The sequence below is a fragment of the Haloterrigena salina JCM 13891 genome (assembly GCF_000337495.1).
Lineage (GTDB): Archaea > Halobacteriota > Halobacteria > Halobacteriales > Natrialbaceae > Haloterrigena > Haloterrigena salina.
Map to the genome: position 1 here is coordinate 138,204 of NZ_AOIS01000051.1, position 25,589 is coordinate 163,792.

The following is a 25,589-nucleotide window of genomic DNA, read 5'->3' on the forward strand; positions in this document are numbered from 1 at the left end:
GAGCCGGTCTCGAGCATCTGCGATTTGAGGTCGTTGAGAAACGCGACGTAGTCGTCGGTGTCGGTCCGCTCGAGGATGTCCATCGTGTCGATGATGAGGTTCGCGCCGTCCGGGAGCGCGCCGATGAGCCGGGTCGCCTCCTCGAGGGGGGCGTCGCCGGTGACCTGGCGGACGGTCGGGCTGCCGACCTCCGAGGGGGAGCTCTCGATCGCGTGGCGGACGGCGTCGTCGGAGCGCTCGGTCGTCAGGTAGAGGGTGCCCCGGGCGGCGGTGAGCTCGTAGAGGAGCAGCTCCGACTGGCTGGCCGGATCGGCGGTGTACGCGACGATACACCCCGGTGGGAGCCCGCCGTCGAGCTTTCGATCCAGCACGTCGATCCCGGTGTCCAGCCGACCGACCATACAATTGAGACCAATTACCGCAGCGCCCGCATAACTCTTTGGCTTCCGTTTAGTTCGCGATCGAGAGACTGTCGAGCGATCGGTTCGGTTCGCGGCGTCGTCGCCGAAGGGAGAGATTCAAGGTGGAGGCAGGTCCCAACACGAACGAATGCGCCACGATCACCTCATCACGAGCAAACAACTCACGCGGGAGGATATCGAGACCATCCTCGACCGCGCGGCCGAGATCGACGCCGACCCGTCGGCCGTCGCCGACCGGCACACGAACACGTTGCTCGGCCTCCTCTTTTTCGAACCGAGCACGCGAACGAAGATGAGCTTCGAGACCGCGATGAAACGCCTCGGCGGCGACGTCGTCGACATGGGGTCGGTCGAGTCCTCGAGCGTCAAGAAGGGAGAGACGCTCGCCGACACCGTCCGGGTCATCGAGGGGTACACCGACGCGCTCGTCTTGCGCCATCCCAAGCAGGGATCGGCGACGATGGCCAGCGAGTTCGTCGACGTTCCGCTGGTCAACGCGGGCGATGGGGCGGGCCATCACCCCAGCCAGACGATGCTCGATCTATACACCATCCGAGAGAACGCTGGGTTGGACGACCTCACGATCGGGATCATGGGCGATCTGAAGTACGGCCGAACCGTCCACTCGCTGGCCCACGCGCTGACGAACTTCGACGTCCAGCAGCACTTCATCAGCCCGGAGAGCCTCCGACTGCCTCGCGAGGTCGTCTACGACCTCCACCAGGAGGACGGCGGCGCCGGCATCCGCGAACACGAGTCACTCGAGGAGGTCCTCGCGTCGCTGGACGTCCTCTACGTCACCCGGATCCAGCGCGAGCGGTTCCCCGACGAGCAGGAGTACCAGAAGGTCGCCGGCGAGTACCAGATCGGTTCCGAGACGCTCGAGGCGGCCGGCGACGATCTGACGATCATGCACCCGCTGCCCCGCGTCGACGAGATCGCGCCGGAGATCGACGAGACCGACCACGCGGCCTACTTCGAGCAGGCCCACAACGGCGTGCCGGTCCGAATGGCACTGCTGGATCTGCTCTTGAGCGACGACGAGGCGGCCGACCGACGCGGAGGTGAGGCCGATGAGTGACGATCACGACCACCACGACGGCGACGAGCACGAACTGCGGGTCAGCAAGATCCGGAGCGGGACCGTGATCGACCACGTCCGCGGGGGGCAGGCGCTGAACGTGCTGGCGATCCTCGGCATCGACGGCAGCGAGGGCGAGGAGGTTTCCGTCGGCATGAACGTCCCGTCGGACCGACTCGCGCGCAAGGACATCGTGAAGGTCGAAGGCCGCGAGTTGAGTCAGGACGAGGTCGACGTTCTTTCGCTGATCGCGCCGGACGCGACGATTAACATCGTCCGCGACTACGAGGTGATCGAGAAACACCGCGTCGAGCCGCCGGAGATCGTCGAGGGCGTGCTGTCCTGTCCGAACGCCGGCTGTATCACGACCAGCGGCGAACCGGTCGACTCCCGATTCGAGGTGCTCGAGGACGGCGTTCGGTGTGACTACTGCGGGACGATCGTCCGGGACGAGATCGCCGCGCTGATCGACACTTGAGCCCGCTTCCGGCGACTCCGTGAACGGCGACGATTCGATAGAACCGGCAATCGTTTCTTCGTTTCTAGAGAGTCATCCAGAATATCTAAGTGGTAGCCGGGCGACCGGTATACTGTACATGTCCCGTACAGTGAAGCTCCTGGTTGCCCTGTTCGCTATCGTCGTCCTCTGGAAAGTCGTCAGCAGCGGCTCTTCTGACGTCGATATCGAGGAAATCGAGTACGAACCGGCCGAATAACACCCGTTTACCGCTCGAGGGCGAGTCGGCGACCGTCGCTCGGCGGACGCCGATAATTCCTCCCCGAGCCGATGACTCGTCGGCTCGGTTCCCGTTCGAATCCGAACGGCTTACGGGAACGGCGCCGTACGCTGAGCTATGTACGGCGTCGTCACGCGTAACGCTGAAGAGGTCCGCTGGCCGGAGTTCGACCGCGGCTTCTACGAGGTCAAAGACGTGACCGGCCGGTCCGCCGATCCCATCGAGGACGGCGTCAACATGGTTTCCTGTTTCGGCGACAACGCCGCCGCAGACGCCGATCCGTCGCTGGTCCCCGTCGACGACATGGGTCGACCGGCCGACCGCGAGCGGGAGTACTTCGACTGGGCATACATCTGCCCCTGCCGGGAGGACTACCGCGAGGGGCTGTTCGAGATCATCGACGACTGCGTCGAGGCGAACCCGGACATCCGACTCGACGACATCGGCTTTCCGCGAGCCGAGTACTGTCGCTGTGGCGTCTGCGAGCAGCGCTTCGCGGAAAGCGAGTACGACGATCGGTACGAGTGGCGCGCGAGCGTCATCACGGAGTTCGTCGCCGAGGCCGTCGATCGCATCCCCGGCGACGTCTACATGACCCTCTACCCCGATCCCTACCCCGGCCACCTCTACGAGCGGGCCGGCATCGACCTCGAAGCCCTCGAGGAGTACGTCGACGAGTTCGTCGTCCCCCTCTACGATACCGCCTACGAAACGACCTACTGGCTCGAGACGATCGCGAAGGGGTTCGAGAGCGCGCTCGAAACGCCGTTCAATATCGAATTGTACGCGGTAAACGTCGACGTCGACAACCTGATCCACGCCCTCGAGGTCGCCGAGGCGTACGGCGACGGCGTCTTCTTCGGTTACGAGGCCAGCAACGCGCGGGCGGCGCTGCGACGGCGGCGGGCCGACGAGCGCGAGGGAGTCACCCACGGCGAACCGAGCTCCGAGTCGTAGTCCGCTCGCTCGGTCTCGAGCGGACCGTCCAAGCGCGCATTACCGCGCCGGCCGTCGCTATTGTGGCCGATTATCACCTGCTCCGGTAGTGATGTTGAAACAACACTATTGGACGACGCGTCCGGCGATATACTGCACTCGTTGTGCTTCGTTTCTCGCCCTCGCTCGACCGTACGACGCTGTTTCAGGAGTTGGTCGTGGCCTACTGTGCGGAACTGACGAGGCCCTTTATTGCGGTTTCCCTCGCCCGTGCCGGCGAGGAGTAACTCCTCGAGTACACGATGACAGATCACCAGCAGTCCACCCAGGAGTCGACGGAACGGCTACAACAGACGACGATGAATCAGGGCCAGGAAGCCCTCGAGCAGGCGATCGATCTCCAGCGGAACATGGCCCGGATGGCCCTGAGCGCGATGCAGTGGCAGGATACGGCCCAGCAGCAGGGCCTCGAGATGACGAAGTCGATGATGCAGGGGTTCCCGGGCCAACAGTTCACCCAGTCGATAATGCAGAGCTATCTGCAGAGTCTCGAGGCCATCATGCCGGAGATGGAGCGCGCGATGGAGAAGGGGATGCAGGCCGCCGCCCAGCCGGGGAGGGAGATGGGCCAGCAGATGGAACGGGCCGGACAGCAGATGGAGCATGCGAGTCAGGGCATGGGCCAGCAGGGGATGAGCGGCGGCATGCAGTCGTCGGACATGGGCGGGCAGCAGATGAGCGGGCAGCAGATGGGCGGCCAGCGGTCCGGCGGTCGGACGGGCGGCCAGTGGAACGGGCAGGAAACCGGCGGTCGGATGTCGGGCCAGCAAGCGGGTAGTCGACAGATGGGCGGCCAGCAGACGGGCGGTCGCGGCCAGCGATCGACGCACCAGCAGTATCCGGAGACCGGCGAGTGGGTTTCCCAGGAGCGGACCTACGGCGGCGAGGCCACCGGAACGATGGGACAGCGTCAGCCCCAGCGGGCGATCGGAGGCGAGCAACCGACCCAGCGCTCACAGGGTGGACGCGTCGAAACGGAGACCGAACAGGGTCGGCGGTCCGCGACGCCGACCCAGAGTCCGGCCGAGACGCAGGGCCAGTACGGCCGGCAAGAGCGCGGCACCCAGCCGTCTCGACAGGAGCAGGGACGACACCAGCCGCCGCAGCGAACCGACCAGCGGACGCAGGCCCAGCCGTCCCAACGGGACGCTCGTCAGCCGAGTCAGGGTCGACGCGAGCAGCGACAGCGGGGCCGCGAGTTCGGACAGTCGGGCCAGCCGCAGTCCCGGCAGGGCCGGTCTCGAGAGCAGTACTCGCAGCGAATCGACACCGACCGGCGCGGCGGCGACCGCGGCCGGCAGCGCCAGTCGAGCGCACAGGAGCAGGGCCACCAAGGCGGGCCACAGACCGGGGAGTTCGGAACGCGAGGGTCTGACGAGTTCGGCCCGTCCGCCACCGACGCGGAACGCGGCTCAGAGTCCGACGAGATGCCACAGGACGACATGGCACTCTCGGCTGAGCGAAGCGACGACGAGGCTCCCGAGGACGCCGAGAGCGAATCACTCGAGGAGGCGGAGGAATAGCGATAGCGGTCGCGAGTCCCGGTTTGCTCGAGCGCCGGTGCGGTGACGCCACCGCGGCGGGCAATCGACGGAGCGGGTCCTCAGTGGCGAGAGGGGCCGGAAAAACGGTACGGCTCGAGAATCGACCGCGAGGGCTCAGCGAGGATGGGTCGGGCGGGGGCGGCTATCGAGTGTCGTTGTCGGTGTCTCGGTCGTTGTCGTCGCCCAGCAGCGAGTCATCGTCGTCATCGTCGTCGCCTAGCAGCGAGTCATCTTCATTGTCGTCGTCGGTACGTCGATCAGTGTCGTCGGTGCGGCGGTCGTTGTCGTCGCCGATCAACGAATCGTCGTCGTTATCGTCGCCGATGAGGCCGTCGTCGTTGGACGTGCGATCGTTGTCGTCACCGATTAACGAGTCGTCATCGTTATCGTCGCCGATGAGGCCGTCATCGTCGTCGTCACCGATCAGGTCATCGTCGCCGCGATCGGTACCCGTGTCTGTGCCGGGCGTTCCGGCGCCGGAATCCGTTTCGGAGGCGCCCATACTCGTGTCGGTCGCCCCGGTCTCCCGCTCGGACGCGCCGGCCGCTGTGTCGCTTGTCGTGGTTCGGTCCGTGTCCATATCCGTCGTTCCGCCGGCGCTGGTCGCACCGCCGCCGGCGCTGCCGGAGAGATCGCTCTCGAGACGGACCGAGTCGCCGGTGACGCGAGCGACCGAGCCCTCCTGGAGCGGGTAGGTGTCCTCGTCGGACCCGCCCCAGCCGAGTTTGGCCTTGATCGTGTCCGTAATTCCCGGATCCGGTTCGACGTGTGCGGTACCGTGTTCGACGTCCGCGATCAGACCGACCTCCTCGCCGTTCGCGTTGACGACTGTCTTGCCGATGTCGTCGTCGGTAAACTGTGGGGACATTGCAATAAACTAGACACCAAAGAAAAGGATGACAGTGGTGCTTGCGGTGGCTTGCGGTTCGAGTCGTGACAGTCTTCGGTGACGAACGAGCGAACCCGCTCTCAGGCGTCGAACTCCGGCTCTCGGTCCTCGAGGAAGGCGGCGACGCCCTCCGCGTGGTCGTCGGAGGTGCGGGCCTGCACCTGGACGAGGTTCTCGTAGTCCAGCGCCTCCGACCAGTGGCGACCAAGGTTCTCGTGCATCGCGCCTTTCATCATGCCGATGGTTTCGGTCGGTCGGCGGCGGAGTTGCTCGAGGGTCTCGTCGACCCGGTCGTCGAGTTCGTCGGCGGGGACGGCCTCGTTGATCAGGTCGAGGTCGGCCGCCCGCTCGGCGTCGAAGAACTCGCCGGTAAAGGCGAGCTTCTTGGCGGCCCGCAGGCCGACGATGTGGGGCAGCATGAACGTGCCGCCGGTGTCCGGAACCAGGCCGATCCGGACGAACGCACAGGAGAAGGTCGCGTCGGCGGCGGCGTAGGCGATGTCCGCCAGGGCGACGATCGACAGCCCGGCGCCGATGGCGTCGCCGTTGACCTTCGCGACGATCGGCACGGGACACTCGAGCATCGCCTCGACGACGCGACCGAAGCTCTCCTCGACCTCTGTGTAGGCCTCGCGGGCCGACTCGGGCTGTTCGGCCAGGGCCTCGAGGTCGCCGCCGGCACTGAAAGCGTCGCCCTCGCCGGTGAGGACGATCGCGTCGTACTCGTCCGGCGAGGCGTCCTCGATCGTGTCGGCCAACGTCGCGGCGATCTCTTTCGTCACGGCGTTGAGCGCCGCCGGTCGGTCGAACGCGATCCGGAGGATATCGTCGTCGCTGTCGACGTGCATACCGGAGCATCGGGCTCCGAATTCATAATGGGTGGTGCCCCGGCTACCGCGTGGCCGTCACCGAAGCGGGGATCGGGAGCGCTCCGGGCGGGACTCGAGCGTCAGTTCGACGGTCTGCTCGGCTCCGTCTCTCAGCACGGTCAGTTCGATCGTCTCGTCCGGGCGAGTCTGGAGCGCCAGATAACTCGCCAAATCTTCGAACGAATGCACCTCGGTTCCGTCGACTGCGAGGAGGACATCACCGCCGACGGGAACCCGACTTCCGTTGACGAACCGACTCTCGCTCCCAGAGAGTACGCCCTCGGCAGGCCCGGTATTGACGGTCTCGACGACGACGAGTCCGCGCGGATCGTCCAGTCCGTTCGCCTCGGCGATCGTCGGCGTAACGGTCTCGAACGAGACACCCAGATAGGCGTGTTCGTAGGTCCCGTTTTCGATGAGTCGCGGGACGACGCGCTGGGTGAGCGCCGCTGAGATTCCGAACGCGATGTCGTCCCCGCGCTTGGAGTTGACGACGCCGACGACCGTTCCGTCAGTGGACATCAGCGGACCGCCGCTATTGCCTGGATTCACCGCCGCATCCGTCTGGATCGCGTCCGGGATCCGGTATCCGCTAGGGGAGGGAATCAGCCGGTCCGTTCCGCTCACGATGCCCGTCGTGACGGTCCCGTCGAGATCGTACGGGTTCCCGATGGCGACGACTTCCTGACCGATGACGGGACGGTCCTGCGCGAACGAAAGCGATGTCGCCGAATCTGGCGTCGAGTCGGCACTGACGACGGCGAGATCGCTGTGAACGTCCCGTCCACTCACCTCGCCGGTCACCCACGTCCCGTCGTCGAACCGGAGTTGAGTGTTCTGTGCAGTTCCGACGACGTGGGCGTTCGTGATTACGTGGCCGTCACCGTACAGGAACCCGGTTCCTTGCCCGCGGCTCGTTTGGACCGAAACGACGGACGAGATCGCCTCGCGGTACACCCGCGAGTACACGCTTCCATCGGCCTGAGACGGTGTCTCCTCCGATGACACGTTGGACTGGCCTGGAGACGTTTCAACCGAAGGAAGTCGTTCGGTGCAGCCCGCGAGGGATCCTGCAAGCGCGATACTACCGAACTTGAGAAATTTCCGGCGGCTGGTCGTCTCTCGTCCCATCAATGTAGGCTGTTTGATCTAACGAGCTGTCTATCTTTTGGTCGTCGGAGGGACAACAGAACAGGGCGTAGAGCGATGGCGCGTCGCTAACCGTGCTCCGAAGAGACTGTGATTCCGGAATAACGCTAATCGCCCAGCATCCGTTCTCGACGGCCGATAGCCGATCGGTACCAGTACGATCAGTAGCACTCGTTACGGCTGTTCAGACGCGTTTTCGACCGCTACGTGCACGGTTCGCTATCGGCACCGAGTTCACGAGCACGTCCACGCTCGCGAAAACCGCGATACCGGTGTAAAACATCGAGTGCCACCGGGAGCAGCCGGCGGAACCGCGAGTCAGCCGGCAGTATGACCTGCTCAGTTCGTGGGCACCGGCGGGGCCACGGTCTCGTCCTCGGAGACGTTCAGTTCGGAGGTGACGAGCGCGCGATACGCTCGGCGCAGCCGCTCGGAGAGCGCCTGGTGGGAGATGCCGAGCTCTTCCGACAGTTCCTGCATCGAGACCTCGCGGGGGATCTCGAAGTAGCCGTGATCGATGGCCGCGACGAGGGTCTCGTACTGCCGGGCGGTGAGGCCGCACTGGCTCTTCGTCTCTTCGGCGAGATCGAACAGGCGGACGATCGTCGGCGTGACGCCGGCCTCGTCGAACCGGTCGTAGAGCGAGCTCACGCTCTCGCGGTCGGCGAACCGAATGCTCAACAGCCACGTGTCGCTCGAGGCCGAGGCGCTCAGCACCGTGCCGTTCTCCTCGAGGATCAGCTCGAAGATGTCGATTGTGTCCGGTTCGAATTCCATGTCGTAGAGCCACCGGTCGTCCTCGCTGTTGATCAACGTGTAGGAACCGATCGCCGAAGCGTCGTCCAGCGCCGTCTCGATATCCTCCTGAGACGGGCCCGACAGCCAGAGGCCGTGGCCGCTCGAGGCGATCACGCGCTCCATTTCACAGGTCAGTGAGGGGACCGCCTCGAACAGCTCGCCGGTTCCGGTTCCGTCGGCCGGAATCTCGATGTCTGCGATCGATGTCATGAGTTCAACTCTGAGTACTACGGGGATCCCAATAACCCCATTTCCAAAGAGATTAGCAGTGATAAAGCCGAATTACAGAATATCTGATGTGTACTGCAAGCAGCTCTTTCATCCCCTATTATCGGTTCGTCGTCAATACCGCCGCACTGACCCGACGAGCGCCTGAACCAGCGCGACCACGACGACCGTACTGACCAGTAGCGCCAGCGCGATCGGGACGATCGCCTCGAGACCGCGGGCGATCCGCAAGACGTCGATGCGCGTCGGCATCGTCCGCGGGTTGTAGGCGACTATCATCGTGGCGCCGAACTCGCCGAGCGCCCGCACGAACGTGAGGACGATCCCCGCGGCGATGGCGTTTCGCGCCAGCGGCAACGAGACCAGGCGGACCGTCTCGAGGCGCCCGTATCCCAGCGTCCGGGCGGCCTCCTCGACGCGCGGATCGACGTCGTCGAAGCCGGCGCGGACGGTGACGACGAGAAACGGCGCGGCGACGAACGTCTGGGCGAGGACTACGCCGGCGTAGCTGTCGGTCAGCGGGACGCCGAGGGCCGCTGCGGTCGAGCCGATCGGCGTGTACCGGCCGACGACGGTCAGCAGCATCACGCCGCCGACGATCGGCGGCAGGACCAGCGGGAGCAAGACGGCGGCCTCGAGGAGGCGCTTGCCGCGAAAGCTGGCCCGCGAGAGGACGTAGGCGAGCGGGACGCCGAAGACGGTCGCGACGGCCGTCGAGATCGGCGCCGTCACCAGCGACGTCCTGATCGCATCTCGCGTGGCGGGATCGGCGAGGCCGCCGATCACGTCGACCGAGCCCACCTGCGCGAAGAACACGGCGAACGGAACGACGAAGTACGCGAGCAACACCGCGCCCAGCAGCGCCGGGACGGCCATCCCGCCGGTCAGGCGTCCGAGACCGCTCCCGAGCCGCGAGTTCGCGTCGTCCCGCCGCGCATCGGTATCGGTATCGGTCACGGGCCGATCGCCTCCGGCACGTTTCCGTTGGCGCGCGGGAGCGCATCGTCGACGCGGAGCCCGCAGTCCTCCAGGAGCGCGGGCTCCTCGAGCAGGAAGGAAACGAACTCCCGGCCGGCGTCGGGGTTGTCGGCGTCGTCCCGGACCGTCGCGTTGTAGACCGCCGGCCGACCGCGGGCCGCGTACCCCTCGTCGGTCGTGTACGTCGCCGTCGCGTACGTCTCGGCGTGCGCCGGATCTCCGAAGTTGTACGCGTCGGGCAGTTCGCGGAACGGCAGTTCGTGATCGACGGCCATGTTCCGGTAAACGACCGCGCAGGCGCGGTTCCCGGCCTCGACACCGGTCAACAGCTTCGACTCGTCGGGCTCGCGGGAGGCGGTGTCGAGCATTGTCTCGCGAAACCCCTCGAGATCGTGTCGACGCTCGGCGAGTTCGAACAGCTGGGCGGCTCGGTAGCCCAGCGGATCCAGATCGGGATCGCTGATCGCGAGGTCGTCCGCGCCGGCGTCGGCGACGACCTCGTACCACGGCTCGCCGGCGGCGAGTCGGCCGCCGAGGCCCGTGTCGGGATCGTAGGCGATGCCGACCTCGTTGGCGGCGAACTCGACGTCCCAGTCCGTCTGGTCGGGGTAGAGCCGATCCCGCAACAGCTCGGCGTCGGCGCTGACGACCACGTCCGGGTGTTTGGTCCCCTCCTCGATCATCCGCATCACGACGGTCGACCCGTGGTACTCCCCCTGATAGCTGCGCCCCGTCTCGGACTCGAAGGCCGGCCCGACCGTCTCCTCGAGCGCGACGGCGAGGCTCCCGGCCGAGAGGACCCGCACGCGATCGGCCGCGCCGAGACAGCCGGCCGTCCCGACGACGCCGGCCGCCGTCGCGCTCGCGGCCGCGAGAAACGCCCGACGACCGCCGCCGGAGGGGCCGGCGCTGCGTTTCGTCCGGGCGTCGTCGTCGCGAGTCACCATACGTCTCACTCGAGTCCGCCGCTCAATATAACTGGTTCTCGTTCCTATTTTGCGGGAAGATAACCGAAACAGGTTTCGATAGCGGGTACTCGATCGATCCGAGGAACGCCCGGTACTCGATCGCGGGACGGCCCGCGGTGGCGGTAGATCGACGATCGGCCCGAGTTCGATTGTCGACCCACGTTCGTTCGTCGCCGTCGGCTAGCGGAGGCCCGGTCACTCGCGCTTGATGAGGGGCTCGAGTCCGCGGATCGTCTCGACGAGCCCCTCGAGGTCGTCCGCGCCGCGGCCGACGACGGGGCCGCCGACGTCGCTCGGATCGCGGTCACCGACGAGGATCGTCGCCAACGGGGCCGCCGAGAAGCCCTCGACGACGACGAACGCGTAGCCCCGCGCCTCAAGGCGCTCGAGCGTGTCCGCGAGCGCTCGCAGTTCCGGATCGTCGGACTCGCCTTCGAGCGAGGCGTCACCGTCGGGTCGATTCGGCGGATCGCGCTTGCCGCGAGTAGTGATGTCGAACGTGAGTTCGGGAGTGACGCCGACGACCGTCTCGGCGCCCGCGGTCCGGTGGCGGTGAGTGTCGGCGCCCGGCGTGTCGATCTCGATGTCGTGGTGGATCGACTTGACCGTCGCGACGCGGCCGTGATCGGCCAGTCGCGGGACGAGCCGTTCGACGAGCGTGGTCTTCCCCGAATCGCTTGGCCCGGCGAGACAGACGACGCGAAACGCTGGCTCCTGACTCATCTCTGGTACGGCCGCTTCGGGGGACGAACGGAAGACTCGTTCGACCGCGGACGCCCGCCGTGGGTACCGCCGTCCCGGTCTGCGGTGGCGATGGCAGTGGCGGTAGCGATCACCCGAACTGTGGCACGAGACGGGTAGAGGTCACGGCGCGACGGCGCTGCCACTCGAGACCGGTTCGGTCGACGATTCTTCTCGACGAACGCCCGCCGCGAGGCCGCTGTCGCCGTCAGTACGGACCGTCGCGGTCGCCCATCGGCATCTCGGCGTTGCCGGGCGAGGGGGCGGAGGTCTGCGATCCGTTCGAGCCGCAGGTTCCACACCGGAAGTCGCCGTCGCCGCCGCCGGTGAGCCCCTCGGTCGGGGACGGCGGCACCTCGGGGAAGACGTCCGGTTCGATCCCGAACCGGTCGGCGTCGGCCTCGACCAGCGCCACCACGAGATCCGCGAGCGCCCGATAGAACGGGTCGTCTGCGTCGTCGCGGACCGTCTCGCGGAACCGCGGGACCCAGCGCCCGAGGTGGTCCTCGAGGAAGTCCGCCTGAGCGTTCGAGACGATCTCGACGCCCGTCTCGTCGCCGGTCTCCTCGAGGTAGGCCGTCTGTAAGGCCAGGTGGGAGACGAACTCGAGTTCGATGCAGAGATGGTCGACCCGCTCGCGGTTGCCGTCCTCGAGGTCGAGGTCGAACGCGCCGTAGAAGCCGGCGATGTCGGCGAGCGTGTCCGTGTTCGTTACGAGCGAGCCCGAGCCGTACTCGACCTCGTACTGCTGGATCTCGCCCCCCTGTTCGAAGCCGAACAGCGCGGCGTACGTCGAGTAGCAGTCCTCGATCTCGTCGGCGTCGTCCGGACTCTGGTCGGCGACCGTCTCGGCGCGCTCGAGCAACTCGCCGTCGTCGAGCGCCGCGGCGGACTCGACGAGTTGCTCGTCGAACTCGGCGGAGCGGATCGCCTCGCGGAGGTCGTCGGTCGGTCGGTCGAACGCCATCGACGCGAGCTTGTACAGTCGCGCGCGGTGAACGTGGTGGTCTGGTCGTGACATTGGTTTGGTGGGTAGTTCGCGGTCGTTACGCGATGTCGAGCCGGTAGGCGTCGTGCTGGTTGTCGAAGCGGTCGCGCTCGTAGGTCGGTTCCTCCATCGGGACGCGGGCAACCGTGTGGCCGTCCTGGTCGTAGCCGATCGCTTCCTCGTCGGTCACTTCGAACTCCTCGATGCGCCACTCGGTCGACCCCATCAGGTGCAAGGCGCCCCGCAGCTTGCGGTACTCCTCGTCGCCGCGGCGGGCCTTTCGGTAGGTCTCTTGGGCCTGCTCGACGCGCGGGCCGAACATCTGTTCCAAGTAGTCCGTCGGGACGTTGATCGGCGGGATGTAGTAGACGTTGGGCTCGAGTCCCAGCTGCGGGTACAGCGGGAGCGCGACCTCGGCGTCATGGACCATGTAGTCGACGGGCGCGGAGGTGTCGGCGTTCTCGGGTGTGTTGACCCAGCCGTGCATTCGGATCTTGCCGAGACAGTTTTCGAAACACTGCGGGACGAGTCCCTGCTCGACCTTCGGGTAGCAGCCGACGCACTTCTGGGAGTTCTGCGCGACCGAGTTGTAGATCGACTTCCCGTAGGGACAGGCGCGAACGCACTCCTGGAAAGACTGACAGCTGTCCTCGTCGAGCAGGACGATGCCGTCCTCCTGGCGCTTGTAGATGGCCTGGACGGGACAGCCGCCGGCGCAGGCGGCGAACGTGCAGTGGTTGCAGACCCGCGGGAGGTAGAAGAACCACGTCGGGTGGTGGTCCTCGTCGATGTGGGTATCCGATTCGACCTCCTGGCCGGTCGGCTCGTCCTCGCCGAGGTTCGGCTGGGCCCAGTCCTCGTCGTCGGGACGGAAGCCCTCGATCCCCTCGCTGTGCATGGTCTCCGGATCGTCGTCGATCGCCATCGACTCCCAGTCGAAGTCGCGGGCCTCGAAGATCGTCTTGCCCTCGTAGACGCCGTCCGAGCCCCACTCCTGGACCCCCAGTCGGTCGAGAATCTCGACGTCCCACTGCAGCGGGTAGGAGCCGTAGGGCTTGGTCTCGACGTTGTTCCAGAACATGTGCTCCTGGCCCTCGTTGTTGGTCCAGGTCGTCTTACACGACAGCGAGCACGTCTGGCACGCGATACACTTGTTCAGGTCGAACACTGCCCCCCACTGTTTCTCCGGACGCGCTTCCGTGTAGGGGTAGTCCATCTCGCGGCCGATCTGCCAATTGTAAACTTCTGCCATTGTGAGTCACCTCAGTCTGATTCGCTCGTGAAACCGCCCTCTAAGTACTGTTTCATCCGGTCGTTCTCCTGGGTCGGCCGGACGCCCTCGTCGACTGGTCGCCAGTTGCCCTCGGGCTCGCCCTCCTCGTTCACGCCGCCGTCTTCGGCCTTCTCGATCTTGACGAACGACTCCTTGGGTGCGCCGTTGGCGGCGTGGACGTCGGGCTCGAAGCCGACGTCCATGTTCTGTCCGAGCATGTCCTTGCGGGGCATCGAGTCGGTCAGCCAGGTCCGGCGCAGCCACGTCGAGGTCATCGACTGGTGGCCACCGCTGCGGTACATCGACACGTAGTTCGTGTCCTCGGACTGGGCCTTCCCGTCCTCGCGCTCCTGCTGGGCCTCGTAGGACTTGTGGGAGGTCTGGGTCACGTTCATCCAGCTGCGGGTGACCCCCCGCGGAATGCTCGGCTGGTAGCGGATCCGCATCATCGCCCGCGTGTACTCGGTCTCCTCGTCGTCGGGGTCGTAGCCCGGGAACGGCCGGTCGGAGGGGTCGGCGTCGACCCACACGTAGTCGCCGTCCTGTAAGTCCTCCTCGCGGGCGTCCTTGGGATTCATCTCGACGTACCCCTCGCCGATGTACGGTTTGCGCGTGTCGAAGGTATCGCGCTCCGTCTTGCGACCCTGGTCGCCGTAGTTGCTCCACCAGACCGCCATCTCCTCGAGGTCGGCCCCGAAAGTGTGGGTCCCGTGGCGGTACTTCGGCGTCATGTAGACGTAGTCGTAGCCCTCGTCGAGGTCGGTCAGCGGGTGGCTGGTGTCGGTCAGTTCCGACGGCGACTTCACGACGTTGCGGACCTGTCGGTCGTTGGTGTCACGGGCCTTCTCCTGGCTGTCCCAGCCGCGGTCGTCCGGCGTCTCCGGCGCGACCACGGGACTGTCGCTGTCGTCGACGATGACGTTCGGCTCGTAGGGCGTCGCGTCCATCGGCTCCCGGTGGAGGGGGATGTGTTCGCCGGCCTCGGCGAACTCCTCCTCCTCGCGGAAGAACTCGAGGCGGCCGGTCTTCGTGTACCAGGGCTGAGAGTCCTGGGTCTGCTCGTTGCCGACGTGCTTGGGGTAGGTCCGGGTCATGATGATCGCCGGCGTCCCCTCGCGGGCGTCCTCGAGCAGGTTCTCGACGTCGTAGCCCTTGACGGCGTTGGAGTGGTCGAAGATACGCTGGATGTAGGGCTTGGCCTGGTATTCCTCTTCGTCGATGAACGCCCAGTAGTCCTCGAAGCGACTGTCGCCGGTGAGTTCGGCGAGCTTCTCGGCGACGCCCTTGTAGTGTTGGGTGTCGTTTAAGGTGTTGTAGATCCGGTCGATCTCCGTCTCCGGCATCGTCGTGATGAACGGGTTCGTGACGGAGGCGGTGATGTCGTGGACGTGATGTTCGGCCCACGAGTCCGCCGGGAAGACGATGTCGGAGTACTCGCAGGTCATCGACCACCACCACTCGTTGGTGAAGAAGGCCTCGATCTTCCCGGTGCGAAGGGCCTTCTCGATGATCTTGTAGGTCCCCTTCGCGTTGCCGAGGATGGAGTTCGACCCCGACACCCAGATCGACTTCGTGGGCGTGTGCATGTGCGAGTCGCCCTGGAAGTACTCGCCGTCGACCTTCAGCGGCTTGTCGAGGTTGGTGTAGAAGTGCGCCGAGTGGGCGTCCCAGCGCTTCTCGGTCCTGGCCGGCTCCTCGGGATCGAGTTCGACGTCGAACGGATCCTCGTTGGCGTACTGGCCGACGCCGTTGAAGTACGCCATCCGGTAGTTCCCGGAGTAGGAGCCGACGTTCCCCGTCTGGTAGCCGACGTTTCGCGTCAGCGACGCCAGCAGGAACACCGCGCGGCCGTGCTGGTCGGCGTTCGCGTAGTGGTTCGGCCCCATCCCGGTCAGCAGCATCGTGCTCTGCTGGTTGTCCGCGAAGTCCCGAGCCAGGTTCTCGATCGCCTGTGGGTCCGTTCCCGTCACCTCGGCGGTCGACTCGAGGTCCCAGGTGCCGACGAGGTGTTCTTTGATCAGGTCGAACACCGTCCGCACTTCGACGGTCTCGCCGTCGGCGAGCTCGATCTCGAACTCGCCCTCGATCGTCGCGGGAACGTCGAAGTCGTCGCCGATGTCGTCGCGCGTGACCGGCTCGAACTCGCCGCTCTCGGCGTTGTGGACGACGAAGTCGCCCCACTCGCGGCGGAGCTCCTCCGTGATGACCTGGTCGTCGATGTTCGTCACGTCGACGCCGGGTCGGTCCGCGTCGTCGGCGACGGCGTCGGTCTTCTCCAAGTCCGCGGGCTCGTAGTCCGCGGAGAGGTCGCTGGCGCGGAGCAGTTCGTTGTCGTCCATGCGGACCAGCAGCGGGAGGTCCGTGAACTGCCGGACGTACTCCTCGTCGTAGAGCTCTTCCTCGATGAGCACGCGGGCCGCACCGAGGAACAACGCCGTGTCCGACGCCGGCCGGACCGTGATAAGCTCGTCGCACTTCGAGGCCGTCGCGTTGTAGTCGGTGAAGATCCCGGTGACCTTCGACCCTTTCAGCTTGGCCTCGGTCAGCCAGTGACAGTCGGCCATCTTCGAGGTCAGGTAGTTGATCCCGTCGAGCACGATGTGGTCCGCGTACTCGATGGAAGCGAGGTCGAAGTCGACCGTCTGCTGGCCGGTGACCATCGTGTGGCCCGGCGGCAGGTCGGTGTGGAACGAGTAGTTGTCCAGCCCCATCGCGCCCAGGGCCTCGTCCTCGCTGACGTCCCGGACGTGGTTGTCCAGCAGCGCCATCGAGTTGGCGTTGCGGTACTGGCCGAACAGCTTGATGACGCCCAGCAGCGGCATCCCGCCGCGGAACTTCATCGTCCGGACGCCGGCGCCCTGGGTCTCCTCGACGACGCGCTCGTCGTAGCCCTGATCGAGCAGCGACTGCATCCCGCTCTCGCCGCTGTACTGGTCGGCGAGTTCGAGGAAGGTGCGGGCGGCGTACTCGTGGGCCACCTCGTGGTCGACCTCCACGAAGTCGTCCTCCCCGCGCTGGGCATACTCCTCGGGCATCGAGCCGTCGGAATCGCGCGGGAAGCCGTCGTCGACCCACTGCTTGAAGCCCTGACGGATCATCGGGGCCTTGACGCGGCGCTCGTTGTAGAAGCGCTCGACCATCGCTAGCCCCTTGTTACAGACGCGGGGGTCCCACCGCTGGGAGGCCTGGTTGCCGTCGAGGTCGGTCGCCTCGCCGTAGTTCATCGAGGGACCGAGGCGCGTGATCTGGCCGTTCTTGATCGTGGCCTCGAGGTAGCAGTTGTGGGTGTCGTTTGGCGTACACGTGAGCATGTAGGAGTCGTCGGGCTCCCAGACGTCGCGGTACTTCTGGTCCCACTCCTCGTTGGGGTACTCCTCGAGGGGGTTCATCGGCCCCTCGCCGTCCTCGTCGGCGGTTTCCTCGCCGGTCAGCCGCCGGTAGCCGAGGAAGCCGAGGCCGGACGCGCCGGCGATACCCGCCGCCGCGGCGCCGAGTTCCCGACGGGTCAACTCGAGCCCGTCGGTCTCCTCGTCACTCATCGTACCACCCCGCACGCGTAGGTGCGCGGATCGTCACCAGCTGAACCCCTCAGTGAGCGGTTCGGATAGCGCGGATCGTCCGTGGGTCGTCCGTATGCCATCACGGTCGATACTCACGTAGCCACTCATTAACCAGGCCCGCCCGTTCCCACGCGTTGGGGACGCTGCGGCCGAAATCCTCTGAATAGTGGGTCTTTAAGACGGGGCGAATGGACGCCGGAATACCGTTCGAACCGACGGGGCAGTCGCGGGAGAAGCGATGGCGTCGTTCTCGCCCAGAACGTGCCGCGAGGTTCTCGTCGCAAAGGGACGCTTCGAAGCGATACAGTTCGGTCGCAATCGGTCGCCGTCGCTGTCTCGCGAGCTGTGCTCAGTTTCAGATCGCTTCAGCCGGAGAAAAACCTATTATCTCACTACCAAAATTTAAACTATGTCCTCCACAACCGCTGGCGGAGACGACAAATCGGACGACGACCGATCATGGCTCGACCGACTCATCGATCTCCTCTGGATCCTTCCATGGCCGTGAGACGATCTCGCGTCGGTCCCGTTCGCCCGCACCTCGAGTGATAACCGTCGGCCGTCCTCAGGTCGCCGACTCGACCGTCGATCCGCCCGCCGCCTCGAGTTCGACCAGCCAGCCGTCGTAGCCCAGATCGTCGACGTCGGTCCGCTCGAGCGAGCGCCCGTCGCGCGCGAGGCTCTCGTCGACGACGTCGACGAGGTCGTCGGGATCGCCCCGCAACACCACCGACACCGGCTCCTCGTCGGCCACGCCGAACTCGGTGACTACCTGCCGCTGGCAGCTCTCGGGCGGGAGCCCGCGCAGGTCGACCGCGTCCTCGGGGACCGCCGGTCCGCCCTCCGTCTCGACGAACTCGAGGACCGTCTCGCGGAGCGCGTCGATCGCGCGCTCACCGTCGGTCACGGGGTCGGCGAAGGAGCGCGTGGTCGGCTCCCGCAGCGCCGGATCGAACGGGACGTGGTCGATCTCGGCGTAGGCCGCCTCGGCGACGTCCTCGGCGAGCGCGTCGCCGTCGAAGGGGGTCGACTCGCCCTCGGCCGCGCCGACCATGTTGGGGACGACGCCGATCGACGGCACGTCGTTGGCCGAGTACAGCGCCGCGGTCCGCCGGGTTGCCCGCACGCACTCGTCGGTCGGCGTGGAGACCAGCAGGCCGCCGTCCAGCGGCGCCTGCTGGACGATCGTGTAGACGGCGTCGCCGATCCCCGGCGGCAGGTCGACGAGCAGCACGTCCCGGTCGTCCCACGCCGCGTTGCCCAGCAGGTCCTTGACGACGTCGTGGACCATCGCCCCGCGCCACGCGACCGGGCCGTCCTCGGCGATCAGTTCGATGCTGACGACCTGAATGCCGTCGTCGGTCTCGACAGGCATCGGCTTCCCCGTCGGCGACGTCGCGACCGGCCCCTCGGCCTCGAGGAGGTCCGGCGCGTCGGGCGCGTAGACGTTCGCGTCGAAGACGCCGACGTCGAGGCCGTCCTCGGCGAGCGCCCGCGCGAGCGCGGCGGTGATCGTCGTCTTGCCGACGCCGCCCTTCGCGCTGCCGACGGCGATGATCGAGTCGACACCGGAAACCGGCAGTCCGGTTTCGGGCGCGTCGGAGCCCGCGGCCTCGACGCGGACGTGGACGACGCCGTCGGTCGCCAGCCCGGCGCCCCGAAGCTGGTCGGTCAACCGGTCGGCCAGCACGCGACCGACCGGTTCGAAGTCGACAGTGAAGGTGACGATCCCGTCCGCGACGTCGACGTCCTCGATCAACTGCTCGCCGATCGGATCGCCGCCCATGATCTCGACCTCACGGACCCGATCGACGACCGCTCGTCTGATCTCCTCGTCCGTCCGCGGTGTCTCGTCGGTCATACCCGATCGTACGCGGCGAGCCGGTATTTCACCCGTCGGGAGTTCCCGCGGGGTGGGAAGAGGTGGTGATATCGACCGGACGGCGACCGCACTCGAAACCGCCTCGAGCCCGGTCTCGCCCGTCGAGCGACCGATTCGGTCCTGACCGCTGACTCGCGGGCGCGTTCTCAACGAGTGGCAACCGTTCGGTCTCGGGCCGACGAGCGAGTGGGACGTGGAGATCACCGAGCGCGAGGTGCGGGACGGACGCGCTTCGTTCGTCGACGATCAGGTCGGCGATCGCGGTCCCTACGAGGAGTGGCGCCACGCCCATCGCTTCGCGGATTTAGGCGACTCGACGGTGGTCCACGATCGAATTACGTACCGAGTGCCCGGCGCCGGCGACCGGCCGCTGGCGACGCCGCTCCTCGCGGGAATGCTGTGGTATCGTCACCGCAAAACGCGAGCGCTGCTCGAGTGACTCGCGACGCGATCGATCCGCGTCGCTCCCGACCGATCAAAACAGTTCGACGCGGATCCCGTCGGCCTCGAGGTCGGCGGCGAAGGCGTCGGCGTCCGTTTCGATCGGATCGAAGGTGTCGTAGTGTTCGGGCAGCACGAGGTCGGCTTCGACGCTCCGGGCGAAGTCCGCGGCCTCGCGGCGGTCCATCGTGAAGTGGCCGCCGATCGGCGGGACGAACACGTCGGCGGTGATCGACTCGTGGTGCGGGAGGAAGTCCGTGTCCGACGGAATGAAGACGGTCGTTCCTTCGAGGCCCAGCAGGAGGCCGATCACCTCGCCCTCGGCGTGGAACGGCTCGCCGTCGTCGTCGACGTGATCGCCCGCGGGATCGTTGTACGCGGGCACCGTCTCGACCTCGATCCCGTCGACGGTCACCTCGCCCTCGAGGGGCAGGTCGATCACGTCCTCCGCCAGGTCGCTCGTGTCGACGGCCTCGTAGATCGCGACGGTCGCGTCGTCGCTGGCGACGGCCACGATCGCCTCGGGATCGTAGTGGTCGAAGTCGTCGTGCGTGACGAAGACGACGTCCGCGTCCCCGGGTTCGCCCTCGAGTTGCTCGCCCCACGGATCGACGTAGATGACCGTTCCGTCGGCGGTTTCGAGACGCTTGCTCGCGTGGCCGAGCCGCTCGAACGTGATCCCCTCGTAGGTCGTTGCCATGGTCGTTTCGAACCCTACGTTGAGATCGCTCTTATAGCTCGGCGTCGTCGCCGCTCCGATGGCGTTGCGAAGACGATTTGCTCGTTCGACGGCGAGGAACGCGCCTCGAGGGGACGGTCTCGACGGGGCGTTCTCGGTGCCTCTCGGACGCGATTCGTCTCGAGGTCGTATCCTTCGAGTCAGTGCAACTGTTGCGCTCGTCGCCGACGCCGCGGCGCCTCGCTTAGTCCGCCGCTAAGTCTCGCCGATCGGCGCACCAGTCCCGTCGCTGGGTGGGTGTTCCGTCGTTGGAATTATCGCGGAGTCTCGTTCGGACGCCGCGATCGTTTCGGGTGGTATTACGCCGTTTATACGTAAGACCCCTCGGCACTGACGGGGTGCCGTGACTTCAGACGATTCACGCAGTCGGGGAATCGGTCGTAGATCGTATTTGAGCGGTCTCGCCGGGCTCGGAGCCCTTTCGATCGCCGGCGTAACGTCCGCGCATTCGCTCGAGAACCACTACGGAACCGTCGTCGACGTAGCCGAAGCGGGCGCGGACACCGACGGTAACGAGTCCGTCACGCCCGTTTTGCAGGAGCTCGTCGACGACGACACGCTCCTGAAGTTCCCCGAGGGGCGGTACTACATGGACGAACAGCTGCGGCTCACCGACTTCGAGAACGTCGGTTTCGTCGGCTACGACGCGACGCTCGTCCCGGCGAACTACCACGAGTTCGACGGACCACAGTATCGCCTGTTCCGGTTGGGAACCAGCGACAGGCCCGGCCGCGATCTGCGGTTCGAGAACTTCGACGTCGACCAGACCGCCGATGACACGGGGATTCGAGTCATCAATGCCGTGGTCGAGGACGGCCTCTCCGTGCGGCGAGTCACGATCCACGGCGTCCACGACAGCGGGACGTGGGGTCCGGCCCTGTTCAACGTCCTCGATCCCGACGGACAGGGACACGTCTACTCCTTCCGCGCGTCGGACGGCGGTCTCCACGTCGACGAGACGCCCAACGAGGGGAACATGTGGCGCGGCCCGACCGGCATCGTCGTCAACCAATACCACCACGGCACGCTCGTCTTCGAGAGCTGCAGCCTCGGTGGCTTCCCGGACAACGGGCTCTACGCGTCCAACGAAACCGGACGGGTCGGCATCGAACGCGGCTGGTTCGAGAACAGCGGTACCGCGTCGATCCGCCTCGCCGGAACGACCGGCGTGATCAAGGACGCTGTCGCCGTCGTCACCGAGGACCCCCATGACTCCAACGGCCAGCACGCGATTCGACTCGACGGCGGCGAGCAATTCGAGCTCGAGGGCGTCACCGTCGACACGCCGCAGCCGAACGGCGACGCGATCCGAATTATGAACGACGTCGAGAACACCGTGATCTCCGAGTCGGAGATCAAGGTCGGGTCCCACCCGAGCGCCGGAATCCGGGTCGATCCCGCCGCCGGTCCGGTGACCGTCGAGAATACCGACATCACAATTCACGGTAGCGCCAACGCGGTCCGACTGCTCGGCGGAGACGGCGGCGGCGCCGATCTCGAGGACGTTCGGATCACCGGCGACGCGGCGGGGACCCGGAACCGCCACGCGATCTACTGCGAGCGCGACGGCTGTCGGTTCGTCGGCCTCTCGGTCGACCAACCGGGGGACGACAAGCGGCGCGGACTCGAACTCCGCGGCGAGGACTACCTCGTCGCCGACAGCGAGTTCGAGACGACGCACACGCCGATCGTCGTCAACGGCGGGAGCGGAGTGCAGATCGAGAACAGTTACAGCCGTTCGATCGAGGACACCTACTCACTTCGGATCACGAGCGACTCCGGATCCGTCTCGCTCGCGAACAACGACTTCCCGGACGGCGTGCGCGACGACCGGTAACGCGATCAATCGTCCTCGAGTGCATCAGCAAGATCGTCGGCAACGGCCGCGATCGCATCGCGGGCGCGGTCGACGTCCCGGAGAGTCATGAAGCCGTGAGGCATGTCCGTATAATTCTCGTAGCGCGTGTGTACGCCATCACGGACGAGCTGTTCGGCGTAGGCTTTCCCGCCGTCCCGGAGTGGGTCGAAGCCAGCGGTGACGACCGTCGCGGGAGCGACACCCGAGAGGTCGCAGGCGTTCGTCGGGTCGGCGTAGGGGTTGCGCCTGTGGATGTCGCTCTGGTAGTAGCACTCGTTGAACCACTCCATGTCGTCCTCGTCGAGGACGATGCCGGCATGCTCCCTGACGGACGGCTGGTCAGTTTCGATGCCGACGGCCGGATAGAGCAGCGTCTGATAGTCGATTTCCGGACCGTCGCGCTCGCCGGCGGCGAGCGTCCCGCCGGCGGAGTCGCCTGCGACTGCGATCCGATCGTTTCCGGCGACCGCGTCGGGGTTCGCGGCCGCCCACTCGGCGGCGGCGAAGGCGTCCTCGACCGCCGCGGGGAAGGGGTGTTCGGGGGCGAGCCGGTAGTCGACCGAGCGGACGGCGCAGCCGCTCTCTCGAGTTAGGTGCCGACAGAGCCAGTCGTGCGTCTCGATACTTCCGAGGACGAACCCGCCGTCCTCAGAAATCAACGACTTCTGATGGGCCGCACGAGAGCTCTGCTCTCGTGGACGCCGTGGAAGAAGACGATCGTCGGGTACGGTCCGGACGCGGCCGGGAGGTAGAGGCGGGCGTCGAGATCGCCCGCGGGACCGGGGATCGTTCGGTCGATCGTCCGCCCGACGCTCGGGCCGTTTCGGTTCCGGAGCCGCATCATCGGACCGGTGAGACGCCGAGGAGTTACAAGCCGTAACGGTTGTGCGGCACGGGAAGCCGCCCCTGGCGCTCGATCGCCGCCTCCGCTTGCGGATCCATCCTGTCAGCGTGCATGACGGATCGTTCGGCGAGCCGAACTAAGCCGTTTCGGTCGGCGAACAGTTCGGAGTCGAGTCGGACGCGCGGCGGGCGGCGAAGTTGAGCCGTGGTGCGGTCCGCACCGAGGACGCGGTGAGCGGTTGCCGATCACTCGAGGTCGGCCGCGTCGAACCGCCGGTAGCCGATCGCCAACGGGACCGCGATCCAGCCGACGTACACCAGCGCGACGGTCCACGGCCGGAGGTAGACGGGGACGTCGCCGTCGACGCGCGATTCGATCCGGAGGTCCGCCGGGCCGGCCTCGGCGAACGACACGTCCTCGAGGCCCAGCTGGACCATCGGACCGACGTAGCTGTTCGTCACCTGATCGACGGCGAACCGGTAGGCCTCGAGGGGGTTCGCCTGGTACAGCGCGAAGTACCAGGCCTCGACCTCGACCCCAGGACGGGCGCCGGCGGCGAGGTAGTAGATCCCGACGGCGAGGGCCTCCCACATCACTAGCAGCAGGATGAAGATGCCGACGGCCCACGCGAGGGCGGTTCCCCGCGAGGCCGTGGCCGCGGAGATGCCGACGGCCAACGCCGTGAACGTCACACCCAGTCCGATCGTCAGCCCGGTGACCTGCGCGAGTTCCACGACTGAGACCGCCCCGACCAGCGGCACGCCGAGGACGGTCACGACGAGGAACCCGACCAGGATCGTCGCCGCGACGACGACGCTGCGACCGACGACCTTGCCGGTGACCACGTCCGACCGCGAGAACGGGTAGCTCAGGAGGACGCGCAGGCTCCCGGACCGGCGCTCCCCGACGACCGCCATGTAGCCCGCGATCAGCGCGATCAGGGGGACGAAGAAGATCACGAACTGTCCCATCACGGCCAGCAGGTCGCTCATCGAGCCCTCGCCCGCGTCCCCCGAGACGTAGCCGACGAGCAGGAAGAACGCGAGGAGGCCGACGAAACCGCCGGTGATCGCCCACAGCAGCTTCGATCGGACGACGTCCTCGAAGTCCTTGCGCGCGACGTCGCGCCACGTGACGGTCATCCCAACACCCCCGAGAGGCGACCGTTGCGGTCGTCGGCTGCGGTCTCTTCCTCGCGGACGATATCCACCTCGCCGTCGGTGTAGGTCGCGAACACGTCCTCGAGGGCGACCGACGACGCGTCGACGTCGAGCACCTCGACGTCCGCGTCGAGGAGCCGCCCGATAGCGCGTGCCTTCGCGCGCGGATCCGCGCAGGTCACCACGAGTCGGTCGTCGTCGTACTCGGCGTCGGCGACGCCGTCGATCGTCGAGAGATCCGCGTCGGGTTCGTCGGCGAGCCTGAGGTACAGTTCCGAGCGCGCTCCGATGGCCTCCCGAAGCCCGTCGATGGTGTCGACCGTGATGAGCTCGCCGTCGTTGAGGATGGCCACCCGATCGCAGACGGCCTCGACCTGGTCGAGGTCGTGACTCGAGAAGAAGACGGTCGTCCCCCGCTCGGCCTCGGAACGGACGAGTTCGCGCATGGTCCGGATACCGTTGGGATCGAGCCCGGCCGAGGGTTCGTCGAGCACGAGGAGGTCCGGATCGCCGGCCAGCGCCATCGCGAGCGCGAAGCGCTGTTTCATCCCCGTGGAGTACTCGCCGACGCTCCGGTCAGCGTCCGCGACAGCCAACCCGACGCGCTCGAGCAGTTCTTCGGGCGTCTCCTCGCCGTCGGCCCACCCGAGGGCGAGCTCGAGGTGGCGCCGGCCGGTCAGCCGCTCGTAGAGATCGATCCCCTCCGCGAGGACGCCGGTCCGGGCGCGGATCGCCTCGCTCCCGGATCGCGTATCCATCCCCAACACGGACGCGCTGCCGGCGGTCGGCCGCACGAAATCGAGCAGCACGTTGATCGTCGTCGACTTCCCCGCGCCGTTCGGACCGAGGAAGCCGAACACCTCTCCCCGTTCGACGACCAGATCCAGTCCCTCGAGGGCGACCTCGTCGCCGAAGCGCTTGGTCAGACCATCTACTTGTATGGTTGACATGTGTCGGACTGTTCACTCGAGGGGTCTTAAATGAGGGGCACACCCCCAGGTACACTTACCAATAGCGGAGTTTAGTGAATTATTATGATACAAACGTATCAACGTAATCCACGATCTCGATCGTTGGTCATCACACCAGCAGGCCGGGAACGACTGCTGATAGCATGTCTCCATTACCAGCTGATGCATGCGGTAACCAGATCACAGCAGCCTGTAGATCAGTCCAGCGCCAGTTCAAATTTGAGAAGTCCGCTATCCACTCGTATGCCTACTTTCGCTATCCAACTGTTCCTGTAACATCCGTGATATCCATGGGTGGCACTAACTACCGTTTACGTTCCAGTTCGGAGGCCTTAAATAGTAACCAGCGATTGTGGTATAATACGCAGAAGATGAGGACCCTTCCCCTGCGGTCCGCCGTACAGAAGGGGTCTGATGTTAGCCTTGGTAGTTCGGTGACGCCCGATCGGTCGACGATCACTGTGGTCACCGAA

Annotated in this window: 21 protein-coding genes and 1 pseudogene (1 of these 22 only partly in view); 6 read left to right on the forward strand and 16 right to left on the reverse strand. The window is 66.2% G+C overall.

Going from position 1 to position 25,589, the window contains the following annotated elements:
• Positions 1–401 carry the 5' portion of an RAD55 family ATPase gene (locus C477_RS15535; RefSeq protein WP_008895468.1) on the reverse strand. Its footprint begins 190 nt before the window's first position, so 401 of the gene's 591 nt are visible here — the first part of the coding sequence; it begins with the start codon at positions 399–401; its stop codon lies beyond the left edge, outside the window.
• A gap of 148 nt (positions 402–549) precedes the next feature.
• Here C477_RS15535 and pyrB point away from each other — a divergent pair, with 148 nt between their 5' ends.
• The 4 genes from pyrB (at position 550) to C477_RS15555 (ending at position 4,759) form a co-directional block, all read left to right on the forward strand.
• Positions 550–1,503: an aspartate carbamoyltransferase gene (gene pyrB / locus C477_RS15540; RefSeq protein ID WP_008895469.1), complete on the forward strand. Its 954-nt coding sequence runs from the start codon at positions 550–552 to the stop codon at positions 1,501–1,503.
• Positions 1,496–1,981, forward strand: coding sequence for an aspartate carbamoyltransferase regulatory subunit (gene pyrI, locus C477_RS15545; RefSeq protein ID WP_008895470.1), 486 nt, complete (start codon positions 1,496–1,498; stop codon positions 1,979–1,981). The genes pyrB and pyrI overlap by 8 nt, the downstream gene beginning before the upstream one ends.
• A 376-nt stretch (positions 1,982–2,357) precedes the next feature.
• Positions 2,358–3,197: a hypothetical protein gene (locus tag C477_RS15550; protein ID WP_008895472.1), complete on the forward strand. Its 840-nt coding sequence runs from the start codon at positions 2,358–2,360 to the stop codon at positions 3,195–3,197.
• Positions 3,198–3,478: 281 nt separating this feature from the next.
• Positions 3,479–4,759: a hypothetical protein gene (locus C477_RS15555; protein ID WP_008895473.1), complete on the forward strand. Its 1,281-nt coding sequence runs from the start codon at positions 3,479–3,481 to the stop codon at positions 4,757–4,759.
• 163 nt (positions 4,760–4,922) lie between these two features.
• On the opposite strand, the gene C477_RS15560 is transcribed toward C477_RS15555, so the two are convergent.
• The 11 genes from C477_RS15560 to C477_RS15615 all read right to left on the reverse strand — a co-directional run bounded on the left by C477_RS15560 (position 4,923) and on the right by C477_RS15615 (position 19,082).
• Entirely contained in the window at positions 4,923–5,648 is a 726-nt protein-coding gene (locus C477_RS15560) for a hypothetical protein (RefSeq protein ID WP_008895474.1), read from the reverse strand.
• A gap of 101 nt (positions 5,649–5,749) precedes the next feature.
• Complete coding sequence (locus tag C477_RS15565) at positions 5,750–6,517, reverse strand: enoyl-CoA hydratase/isomerase family protein (RefSeq protein ID WP_008895475.1); 768 nt, start codon at positions 6,515–6,517, stop codon at positions 5,750–5,752.
• Positions 6,518–6,574: 57 nt separating this feature from the next.
• Positions 6,575–7,669, reverse strand: coding sequence for a S1C family serine protease (locus C477_RS15570; protein WP_049914578.1), 1,095 nt, complete (start codon positions 7,667–7,669; stop codon positions 6,575–6,577).
• A gap of 357 nt (positions 7,670–8,026) precedes the next feature.
• On the reverse strand, positions 8,027–8,695 hold the full coding sequence (locus C477_RS15575; RefSeq protein ID WP_008895477.1) for a helix-turn-helix domain-containing protein: 669 nt from the start codon (positions 8,693–8,695) through the stop codon (positions 8,027–8,029).
• A 132-nt stretch (positions 8,696–8,827) separates the two neighbouring features.
• A complete protein-coding gene (locus C477_RS15580) occupies positions 8,828–9,670 on the reverse strand; it encodes an ABC transporter permease (protein ID WP_008895478.1) in 843 nt (280 codons plus the stop codon).
• Positions 9,667–10,638, reverse strand: coding sequence for an extracellular solute-binding protein (locus C477_RS15585; RefSeq protein ID WP_008895479.1), 972 nt, complete (start codon positions 10,636–10,638; stop codon positions 9,667–9,669). Before C477_RS15585 ends, C477_RS15580 begins: the two co-directional genes overlap by 4 nt.
• A gap of 216 nt (positions 10,639–10,854) precedes the next feature.
• On the reverse strand, positions 10,855–11,382 hold the full coding sequence (mobB, locus tag C477_RS15595; RefSeq protein WP_008895481.1) for a molybdopterin-guanine dinucleotide biosynthesis protein B: 528 nt from the start codon (positions 11,380–11,382) through the stop codon (positions 10,855–10,857).
• A gap of 226 nt (positions 11,383–11,608) precedes the next feature.
• Positions 11,609–12,421 (reverse strand): TorD/DmsD family molecular chaperone, encoded by an 813-nt coding sequence (locus tag C477_RS15600; protein WP_008895482.1) that lies wholly within the window; start codon positions 12,419–12,421, stop codon positions 11,609–11,611.
• Positions 12,422–12,446: 25 nt separating this feature from the next.
• Complete coding sequence (locus C477_RS15605) at positions 12,447–13,640, reverse strand: 4Fe-4S dicluster domain-containing protein (protein ID WP_049914579.1); 1,194 nt, start codon at positions 13,638–13,640, stop codon at positions 12,447–12,449.
• A gap of 11 nt (positions 13,641–13,651) precedes the next feature.
• The gene (locus tag C477_RS15610) at positions 13,652–17,200 is read right to left on the reverse strand and encodes a molybdopterin-dependent oxidoreductase (RefSeq protein ID WP_008895484.1); all 3,549 of its coding nucleotides are present in this window, start codon (positions 17,198–17,200) and stop codon (positions 13,652–13,654) included.
• A 586-nt stretch (positions 17,201–17,786) separates the two neighbouring features.
• Positions 17,787–19,082: a P-loop NTPase gene (locus C477_RS15615; RefSeq protein WP_008895485.1), complete on the reverse strand. Its 1,296-nt coding sequence runs from the start codon at positions 19,080–19,082 to the stop codon at positions 17,787–17,789.
• Positions 19,083–19,296: 214 nt separating this feature from the next.
• Between C477_RS15615 and C477_RS15620 the strand changes: the two genes are divergently transcribed.
• Positions 19,297–19,542: an SRPBCC family protein gene (locus C477_RS15620; protein WP_008895486.1), complete on the forward strand. Its 246-nt coding sequence runs from the start codon at positions 19,297–19,299 to the stop codon at positions 19,540–19,542.
• Between the two features lie 36 nt (positions 19,543–19,578).
• Here C477_RS15620 and C477_RS15625 read toward each other — a convergent pair whose 3' ends face one another.
• Positions 19,579–20,244, reverse strand: coding sequence for an MBL fold metallo-hydrolase (locus C477_RS15625; protein ID WP_008895487.1), 666 nt, complete (start codon positions 20,242–20,244; stop codon positions 19,579–19,581).
• Positions 20,245–20,674: 430 nt separating this feature from the next.
• Between C477_RS15625 and C477_RS15630 the strand changes: the two genes are divergently transcribed.
• Positions 20,675–22,120 (forward strand): hypothetical protein, encoded by a 1,446-nt coding sequence (locus C477_RS15630; RefSeq protein WP_008895488.1) that lies wholly within the window; start codon positions 20,675–20,677, stop codon positions 22,118–22,120.
• A 5-nt stretch (positions 22,121–22,125) separates the two neighbouring features.
• Here C477_RS15630 and C477_RS15635 read toward each other — a convergent pair.
• From C477_RS15635 to C477_RS15645, 3 genes and pseudogenes are all read right to left on the reverse strand, one after another.
• Positions 22,126–23,098: pseudogene (locus C477_RS15635) on the reverse strand (alpha/beta hydrolase).
• A 132-nt stretch (positions 23,099–23,230) separates the two neighbouring features.
• Positions 23,231–24,127 (reverse strand): ABC transporter permease subunit, encoded by an 897-nt coding sequence (locus tag C477_RS15640; RefSeq protein WP_008895490.1) that lies wholly within the window; start codon positions 24,125–24,127, stop codon positions 23,231–23,233.
• A complete protein-coding gene (locus tag C477_RS15645; RefSeq protein WP_008895491.1) occupies positions 24,124–25,095 on the reverse strand; it encodes an ABC transporter ATP-binding protein in 972 nt (323 codons plus the stop codon). Before C477_RS15645 ends, C477_RS15640 begins: the two co-directional genes overlap by 4 nt.
• Between the last annotated feature and the right edge of the window lie 494 nt (positions 25,096–25,589).

Coding starts and splice junctions, on each gene's coding strand:
- C477_RS15565 (WP_008895475.1), bottom strand. CDS start 6,517: ATGCACGTCGACAGCGACGACGATATCCTCCGGATCGCGTTCGACCGA.
- C477_RS15560 (WP_008895474.1), bottom strand. CDS start 5,648: ATGTCCCCACAGTTTACCGACGACGACATCGGCAAGACAGTCGTCAAC.
- C477_RS15550 (WP_008895472.1), top strand. CDS start 2,358: ATGTACGGCGTCGTCACGCGTAACGCTGAAGAGGTCCGCTGGCCGGAG.
- pyrB (WP_008895469.1), top strand. CDS start 550: ATGCGCCACGATCACCTCATCACGAGCAAACAACTCACGCGGGAGGAT.
- C477_RS15555 (WP_008895473.1), top strand. CDS start 3,479: ATGACAGATCACCAGCAGTCCACCCAGGAGTCGACGGAACGGCTACAA.
- pyrI (WP_008895470.1), top strand. CDS start 1,496: ATGAGTGACGATCACGACCACCACGACGGCGACGAGCACGAACTGCGG.
- C477_RS15575 (WP_008895477.1), bottom strand. CDS start 8,695: ATGACATCGATCGCAGACATCGAGATTCCGGCCGACGGAACCGGAACC.
- C477_RS15605 (WP_049914579.1), bottom strand. CDS start 13,640: ATGGCAGAAGTTTACAATTGGCAGATCGGCCGCGAGATGGACTACCCC.
- C477_RS15570 (WP_049914578.1), bottom strand. CDS start 7,669: ATGGGACGAGAGACGACCAGCCGCCGGAAATTTCTCAAGTTCGGTAGT.
- mobB (WP_008895481.1), bottom strand. CDS start 11,382: ATGAGTCAGGAGCCAGCGTTTCGCGTCGTCTGTCTCGCCGGGCCAAGC.
- C477_RS15645 (WP_008895491.1), bottom strand. CDS start 25,095: ATGTCAACCATACAAGTAGATGGTCTGACCAAGCGCTTCGGCGACGAG.
- C477_RS15625 (WP_008895487.1), bottom strand. CDS start 20,244: ATGGCAACGACCTACGAGGGGATCACGTTCGAGCGGCTCGGCCACGCG.
- C477_RS15610 (WP_008895484.1), bottom strand. CDS start 17,200: ATGAGTGACGAGGAGACCGACGGGCTCGAGTTGACCCGTCGGGAACTC.
- C477_RS15600 (WP_008895482.1), bottom strand. CDS start 12,421: ATGTCACGACCAGACCACCACGTTCACCGCGCGCGACTGTACAAGCTC.
- C477_RS15640 (WP_008895490.1), bottom strand. CDS start 24,127: ATGACCGTCACGTGGCGCGACGTCGCGCGCAAGGACTTCGAGGACGTC.
- C477_RS15585 (WP_008895479.1), bottom strand. CDS start 10,638: ATGGTGACTCGCGACGACGACGCCCGGACGAAACGCAGCGCCGGCCCC.
- C477_RS15615 (WP_008895485.1), bottom strand. CDS start 19,082: ATGACCGACGAGACACCGCGGACGGACGAGGAGATCAGACGAGCGGTC.